Below are 7,722 nucleotides of genomic sequence, written 5' to 3' on the forward strand. Positions count from 1 at the left end.
TCGGCGCAGGAGGCCTGACCCGCGACGCCGCAGGCCGCGCCTGAGCCAATGGGCCAAAATCGCGTCGCATAGTGTGCTCACATATGCTTGCCAGGTATTCTTGCCAGGCCTTCTTGCCAGGTATTCTTGCCAGCTGTTCTGGTCAGGTGTTCTGGCCAGCGTGCCCGGCCCGATCTGCTGCTCCAATCCCATGTCCCGAGCACGCGGCTTAAATTGCGGCGCGCGCATCTTTGTGCCCGCAGCGGAACCGGGGCGTTGATTGCTGCGTTACCGTACAGTTGGACAGTTTTTCCGTAGATCAAAGCATGATCCGCGTGGACTGGCGACATTGAAGGTCAATGGCATCGGGAGGCGCTGTATGGGACGAAGTCTTTTGCTCTGGCTGATTGGCGTACCTATTCCAATCATCATTCTGATCTGGTTTTTTAGCTGACGGACGCTGTGTTTGTCGCTTGCCTGTCCTAGCGGCATATCAACGGCGACACGCAGTATTGCGCGCCAGCCAGTCGCCCGCTCCGGGCGGCGCCGGGCACAGGGGCTGAGAAGGCCATGAGCGTTTGCCCGCGTCCGCGCGCGTCAGCACCCTATCTCACACTCTCACAATCTGGAAAGGAGCCCGTCATGGACTGGAACCGTGTTGAAGGAAACTGGAAGCAGCTCAAGGGCAAGGTCAAGGAGCAATGGGGCAAGCTCACCGATGACGATCTCGATGTCATCGCCGGCAAACGCGACCAGCTCGAAGGCAAGATTCAGGAGCGCTATGGCGTGGAGAAGGATCGCGTCAAGGGCGAGGTCGACAGCTGGTACAATAACCAGAAGTGGTGAGCAGGCTCATTTCAACGTCTTGCGCGGTCACGCGCCCGCTGGGTGCGGAGCCGGTCAGGCGCCTGTTGGTCGCAGCCGTGGCTTAGCTTCCGCCCCTGAAGCTGGAGCATCGTCTGATCTCCCGACGTCTGGATGATACGCTAAACCCTGGATGGCTTCGCCGTCCGGGGCCGTTTCATGATTGGCGAAAGCTCCGGTCGCTCAGGATCGGTACAGCTTCCCATCTTCAGGCCGGAAGCGACGTCTGATCGCTCGAACGATCGCGTGATAGCCGCGATGGCCAGGCGCTCTCATCGACAGGGCGGCCCGCCGCCTCAGTGAAGGCTGGTCGCCGCGGCGAGCGGCGGTGTTATACCAGAATCCGATGAGGGTGACTCGTCGGGTTCTGGCTAAGCCCGTGCGACGCCTGAGCATTTCAGGATGCGGAGGCGTCGGCATCTTCGCATCCTGGTATTGCGCCAGCATGCTGTCGGCCAACTGCGCCTCTCTGGCTGCAAGCAGCGCGCACACGTCACGAGCTCGGCCACGGGCGGGCTTTCGCCGGACCGGTCCGGGCTTGCGCAGGTCCTGGCCGGAGGCGGGCCGCGCTCCGGATGTCCGCAGCTGCTGCACGGTTTCAGCCCGCCTGGATGATGCGATAGATGGTGGCCGGCGACACGCCGAAGCGTTGCGCAACGACCCGCGTCGACATCTGCTGGTCGCGCACCAGGGCCAGCACGCGCTCTCGCTGCGCTTCGGTTAAAGCCGCCGGGCGACCGCGCACCTTGCGCTCAACCTCGATGGGTCGCTCGTCCTGAGCCCGCCTTGGGGAAGCGGTGGGCTGTGAGACATGTTTCAGCAACTCCGAGGCCTGCAGCAGGGCCATGGATTGCTGCGAACCTGGCGCGATGTCGTCGCCGATCTGAACGGTGGCGCCCGCCGCTGAGATATCGTGCAGCGCCGCCACAATTGCGTCCATGCGCGGCCCGAGCCGCGACAATGAACGTGTCATTAATATATCACCCTGGCGGAGAAATCCGACCGCCTGCTGCAGAACAAACGGTTGTTCCTCAGGCCATTTGGCCAGGAAAAGCCGCTCAGCGCCGGCTGATTCGAGCCAATGGTCCGTGTCGCTTTTTTCAGCAAAGCACACGCCAAAGCCAACCCGCACGTTTCATCCCCCCATTCAAATGCCCTGGCGATCAAAAAGCGGTGAGAAAGATTTTCACCGTCCCGAAGCCGGGTCGCGTCGCGCCTGTTGCGGCTGTCGTCAGAAGATTTTGTTTTTGAAACATGACGTATCGGGAGCGCGCTGGAATTTACCCTACGTAAATGTCAGGAAATTTGAAGTTTACGTTGCGTGTCCCCGCCTACGTCAGGTCTGATGTGCCCTGCGCGTTACTGTCTGACATCACTGTATCGAAAATCGGCATTTTGACAATTAGGTCGCTCTTAATTTTGTGACTGCCCCAACGTTAGCAGAGTTGCGGTTACGCCAAGGTTTAATTGGTCGCGATTTTTTGTGTGCACGCGCACAGATGCGGGTCTTTGGGGGGAAGAGATGGCTATTTCAGGCGACATGTCGCGCGCAACGCGTGGTCTGACGTTGATGGATCAGTGGCGGCTGGCCAACAGCCCGCAGCCAGCCTCCCGGGCAAAACGCGACTCGTTGATGGGCGGAACGGCGCTGTGTGGGGCGATCGGTTTGGCGCTTGCGGTAGGCGCTGTTGGTGGAGCCACTGACGCCCGCGCAGAGAATAAATCGGGGATTACAGACTCCGGTACGCGAAATTTCACCAATAGATTAAAGACCTCGGGCGTTGTTGTAACTGGCAATATCACCGGGGCGGGCGTTGCTAACACGGGATCGCTTCTGCGTCCCAACGCCAGCGTGAGTAATGGCTTTAGAGTCGAAAGCAGTGATGCGAGCAATCAGAACGGCGTTGACGTTACCGGCTATTACGGCACGGTGCCGGTTATCAACCTCAGTGGATATCTCGGTGACGCCTCCTATACGGGTTCCGGAGATGTGAGTGGAGCTAAGGCAGGCATTGTCCTGAACGGACGGAACGTCACCGTTAAAACGACAGCGGGGGCCGATATCGTCGGTCGAGGTGGGCACGGAATCCTCGCGAACGCGCTGTATGGGGACGCAAAAGTTGAATTGACCGGCGCCTCGGTAGACGGCCAGGGCGGTGATGGCGTCCACATAATTTCCAAGGGCTACGATGCGCTCGGCGGAACCGCCGAAATCAGCACTGGAGGCACACTTATAACTGGGCGGGATAACGGTGTTGTCCTGGCCGGCTCTGATGAGGCTAACGCCAACATCTCGGGTGGCAAGATCTGGGGTAAATCCGGGGACGGCATCAAGGTCGAGGGCGGCTTCTCCGTGGGGTCGGTAGATGTGCCGGTGCTGAGCGCGGACATCGATGTCACTGGCGCTGAAATCATCGGCGGCGACAACGGCATCAACGTTAGCGCCGTCAAAGCAGATGTCCTTGTTTCCGGTGGTAGTGTTATTGGTCAGTCTGGCCACGGCATCAATATTGAGTCTTATAGCGGCGGCCTCACAGATACTCTCAAGTTTGACGGCTTTGCAAAGCTCGAGACCCGCGCCGGGGCGACGGTTGAGGGTCAGATCAATGGCGTCAACGTGCTGGCCGTTGGCATCAATGGGAACTCTGACGCAACTGTCGTTGCAAATGGCTCGTCAGTAACCGGGCACGAGGGTTCCGGAATTGTCGCCATGGCCGTCAGCGGGGGCGTCACTGTTTCTCCTGTTGCTAAGGTAAATGTATCCGGTGAGGCAGACATCACCGGCAATGACACCGGCGTACTGGCGATCGGCGCCTCGGTGTCGCTCGACAACATCGGCGATCTCACCGGCCTGCTGAATGGCGGCGTCGACCTGAACAATCTGGACTCGCTGCTCGGGACAGGCCGCGCTGAAGTCGACGTCACTCTCACCGGAAACATCACCGGCTCCAACGGCGTCATCGCTTTGGGCGTCGGCAGCGGCGGTAATACCGTTGATGTGACAACCAGCGGCAATGTCACCGCGACGAATGGCATTGGCGTGCTGGCCGGCTCGATTGGCGACAATGGCACGGTCAAGGTCACCAATGAAGGCGAAGTCACCAGCAATATGGCTGGCGTGATCGGCTTCACCACCAGCGGCGCGGTGACGGCCACCAATAACGGCACGATCAGCATCGATCAGGGCGGCTTCATCGCGCTGGGCGCCATCGCTATGGGCGATGGCAATGCAACGGCGAACAACACGGGCATCATTGACCCGCCGCTGATCGGCATGGGCGCGCTGACCATCGGCGCTGGCACGGCCACGGTCACCAACAGTGGCGACATCGACGCTGACCTGATCGGCGCCATCGCCCTCAACGTCGGCAATGGCCGCGTCTCGGCGACCAATACCGGCGCCATTGAGTCATTGACTGGCGCGACGCCGCTTGTCGGCCTCGCTGGCGTCAAGATTGGCGACGGCGTTGGTTCTGGTGACGACGTCACGGTCGTCAATAGCGCCGGAGGCGGTATCACCGATTACGCCATCGGCACCATTGGCGCGGCGATCGGCAATGGCAATGGCGTCAATGTCAGCAACAGCGGTACGGTCGACGCCGATGGCCTGGGCCTGGGCGCCATTGCAGTTGGCGATTTCAACGTCGTCAATGTGGCCAACAATAAGGGCGTAACGGCCGGCGCGATCGGCGTTGGCGCCCTGGGCTATGGCGATGGCAACAATATTAGCGTCCGTAACAACGTAGATGGGGTCGTTACTGCCGATCTCGTTGGCGTTATAGGGGTCAGCGTCGGCGACAACGCTGTCAACGCTTACAATGCTGGCAGCATCGACGCAGGGCTGGTTGGCCTCGCCAGCCTGGCGGTTGGCGATGGCAATATTGTCGCCGTTAACAACAGCGCCAGCGGCAAGATCACATCGGATCTTGTCGGCGCCATCGGCGTGGCGATTGGCGACGACAACGGGTTGTCCGTCATCAATGACGGTGAGATCGACGCCGGCATGCTCGGCCTCGGCGGGCTTGCTGTTGGCGATGGCAATGAGATCAGCGTCTTCAATTCCAATTTGGTCACGTCGGATATCGCTGGCGTGGTCGCGGCTGCAGTGGGCGACAATAACACGAGCGTCCGGGCCCAGAATGTTGGCACGATAAACGCGGGCGTGCTGGGTCTCGGCGCGGTGGGCTATGGAGACAGCAACACCGTCGAAGCTGGAAACTACAATAAGGTGGACGCCGGCCTGATCGGCGTGGCAGGCATTGCCATTGGCGTCGATAACACTGTCACCGTCGTTAATCAGGGGGAGGTTTCGGCCAGCCTTGTTGGTCTTGGCGGCGCTGTCATCGGCGACGACAATTCGACCACTGTCACCAATGACAGTATCGTCAACGCAGATGTGGCAGGCGTTGCGGCGCTTGCCGTGGGCGATGGCAAAGATCTTCTGGTTGGCAACAACGGCACGGTGAACGCTGGCGTCGTCGGTGTGGCGGGTCTTGCCTTTGGTGATGGAAACGACGCGGTGGCCATCAATGGCCCGGCCGGGGTGATCAACGCCGATCTGGTGGGACTTGCGGTCGTGGGCGACGGCGATAACAACCGTCTCGCCGCCATTAATCTGAATGAGATCAACGCCGAGGTGAGCGGCGTCGTCGCTGTCGCGACGGGAAATGGCAACATCGCCATGGCGCTCAATGCAGGCGGCGACGTCAACAGCCTTGGCGCAGGCGTTGCTGGCGTGGGCGTCGGCGATGGCAATATCATTCTCAGCGGCAACACTGGCACGGTTGAGGCTGGGCTGACGGGCGTCGCCGGTTACATCCAGGGTGAGCAGAACACGCTCGGCGTGTTCAACACGGGCCAGGTCGACGCCGATGGCGTCGGCCTGGTGGCTGTCGTCAATGGCGACGACAATCGCCTCACTCAGTTCAATACCGGCACGGTCGACGCGGGTCTGGTCGGCATGGCCGCCTATATCGACGGCGACGGCAATCGCGCCCGCATCGGCAATTATGGCGACGTCACCGCGACGGCGCTGGGCGTCGGCGCATTTGCCGATGGCGATGACAACAGGCTGCGTGTGCGCAATGGCGGCGACATTGACGCCGGCGTGCTGGGTCTTGCGGGCGGCGTCAATGGCGACAACAACCGCCTGCGTGTCAGCAATTCTGGCACAATCGACGCCCTTGGCATCGGCGCGGGCGTCTATGTCGATGGCGATGCCAATCGTGTCTCGCTGCGCAATAGCGGCGCGATCGACGCTGACGGCGTCGGTATGGCGGCGTTCGTTACCGGCGACCATAACGTCGTTCGCGGCAGCAACGCAGCCAGTGGTCAGATCAATTCGATCGGCGCCGGCATGGCGGCCTATGTCGCAGGCGACAGCAACGACCTGCGTCTGCGCAATGACGGCGACGTCACCGTCACGCTGGCTGGCCTCGCAGCCTATGTGCAAGGCGACGACAATACCGCCGTGGTGGCCAACAACGGTCAGGTCACCGCTGGCCTGCTCGGCGCCGGCGCCTTTGCTGAGGGCGATCTCAATACGCTGCTCGTCGTCAATGATGGCGGGGTAGAGGCGATCGGCGCAGGCCTGCTTGGCGGCGTCAATGGCGACAGCAATTGGGCCCTCGTCGACAATGATGGCGCGGTCCGGGCGGGTGGTATTGGCGCTGGCCTGTATGTCGAAGGAGACGCCAACAGCGGTCGCGTCGCCAACACCAGCCTGATCGAGAGCGGCGTGGTTGGCATGGCGGCCTTCGTCAATGGCGACGCCAACAGCGTGCGGGTGGTCAATGACGATCTCGGCGTCGTCAATTCCATCGGCGCTGGCCTGGCTGGCCATGTCGATGGCGCCGGCAACCGGCTTGCGCTGGTCAATGACGGCGACGTCACCTCGGTGCTCGCCGGCATGGCGGCGTATAGCGAAGGCGACAGCAACCGCATCGCGGTGATCAACAACGACAGGGTGAGCGCGGGCCTGCTCGGCGCTGGCGCCTTTGCTGAAGGCAATTTCAACCGCGTGGTTGTGGCCAACAATGGCGAGATTAACGCCGGGGGCGCCGGCCTGCTGGGCGGCGTCAATGGTGACCGCAACAGCGTGCTGGTCGACAATGACGGCGACATCAACGCCATCGGCATCGGCGCTGGCCTGTTCGTCGACGGTGATCGCAACCAGGGTCGCGTGATCAACACGGCGAGCATCGACAGCGGCGTGCTGGGCATGGCGGCGTTCGTCAATGGCGACCGCAATGAGACCGTGGCGCTGAACACCGATACGGGCGTGGTCAACTCCATTGGCGCTGGCATGGCCGGCCATGTGGAGGGTGATCGCAATCGCTTCGCGCTGGTCAATGATGGTGAGGTCAATGCGGCGCTGGCCGGCATGGCTGTCTACAGCGAAGGCGCCGGAAACCGTATTGCGGTGGTGAACCACAACGCGGTGAATGCGGGTCTGCTTGGCGCAGGCGCCTTCGCAGAAGGCAACTTCAACCGCGTGCTGGTCGCCAATAGCGGCGAGATCAACGCTGGCGGCGCCGGCCTGCTGGGCGGCGTTAACGGCTACCGCAACCGGGTGCGTGTCGACAATATCGGCCACATCGACGCCATAGGCGTCGGCGCCGGACTGTTTATCGACGGTAACCGCAACACCGCTGATGTGGTGAACGCAGGCCAGATCGACAGCGCCCTTGTTGGCATGGCGGCCTTCGTCAATGGCGATCGCAACCACGTCGAACTGACCAATGAGGACATTGGCGTCGTCAATTCGCTGGGCGCTGGCATCGCCGGTTGGGCCCAGGGCGACCGGAACGACATCTATGCCGTGAATGTTGGGGCAGTGAACGCCGTGCTGGCAGGCGTCGGCTCCTATGCCGACGGTGA

3 protein-coding genes are annotated in these 7,722 nt (G+C 61.6%); 2 read left to right on the top strand and 1 reads right to left on the bottom strand.

From position 1 onward, the window contains the following. The first annotated feature begins 621 nt into the window (after positions 1–621). On the top strand, positions 622–825 hold the full coding sequence (locus AC6A67_RS08260) for a CsbD family protein (RefSeq protein WP_498036073.1): 204 nt from the start codon (positions 622–624) through the stop codon (positions 823–825). Positions 826–1,441: 616 nt separating this feature from the next. Here the strand turns inward: AC6A67_RS08260 and AC6A67_RS08265 are convergent. Continuing rightward, positions 1,442–1,816 carry a helix-turn-helix domain-containing protein gene (locus AC6A67_RS08265; RefSeq protein ID WP_498036074.1) on the bottom strand — a complete coding sequence of 125 codons (375 nt, stop codon included), beginning with the start codon at positions 1,814–1,816 and terminating at the stop codon, positions 1,442–1,444. Between the two features lie 1,152 nt (positions 1,817–2,968). On the opposite strand from AC6A67_RS08265, the gene AC6A67_RS08270 reads away from it, so the two are divergent. Beyond that, a partial coding sequence (locus AC6A67_RS08270; RefSeq protein ID WP_498036075.1) for a beta strand repeat-containing protein occupies positions 2,969–7,722 on the top strand: 4,754 nt, incomplete at its 3' end.

It is taken from the genome of Camelimonas sp. FR25 (assembly GCF_059740505.1).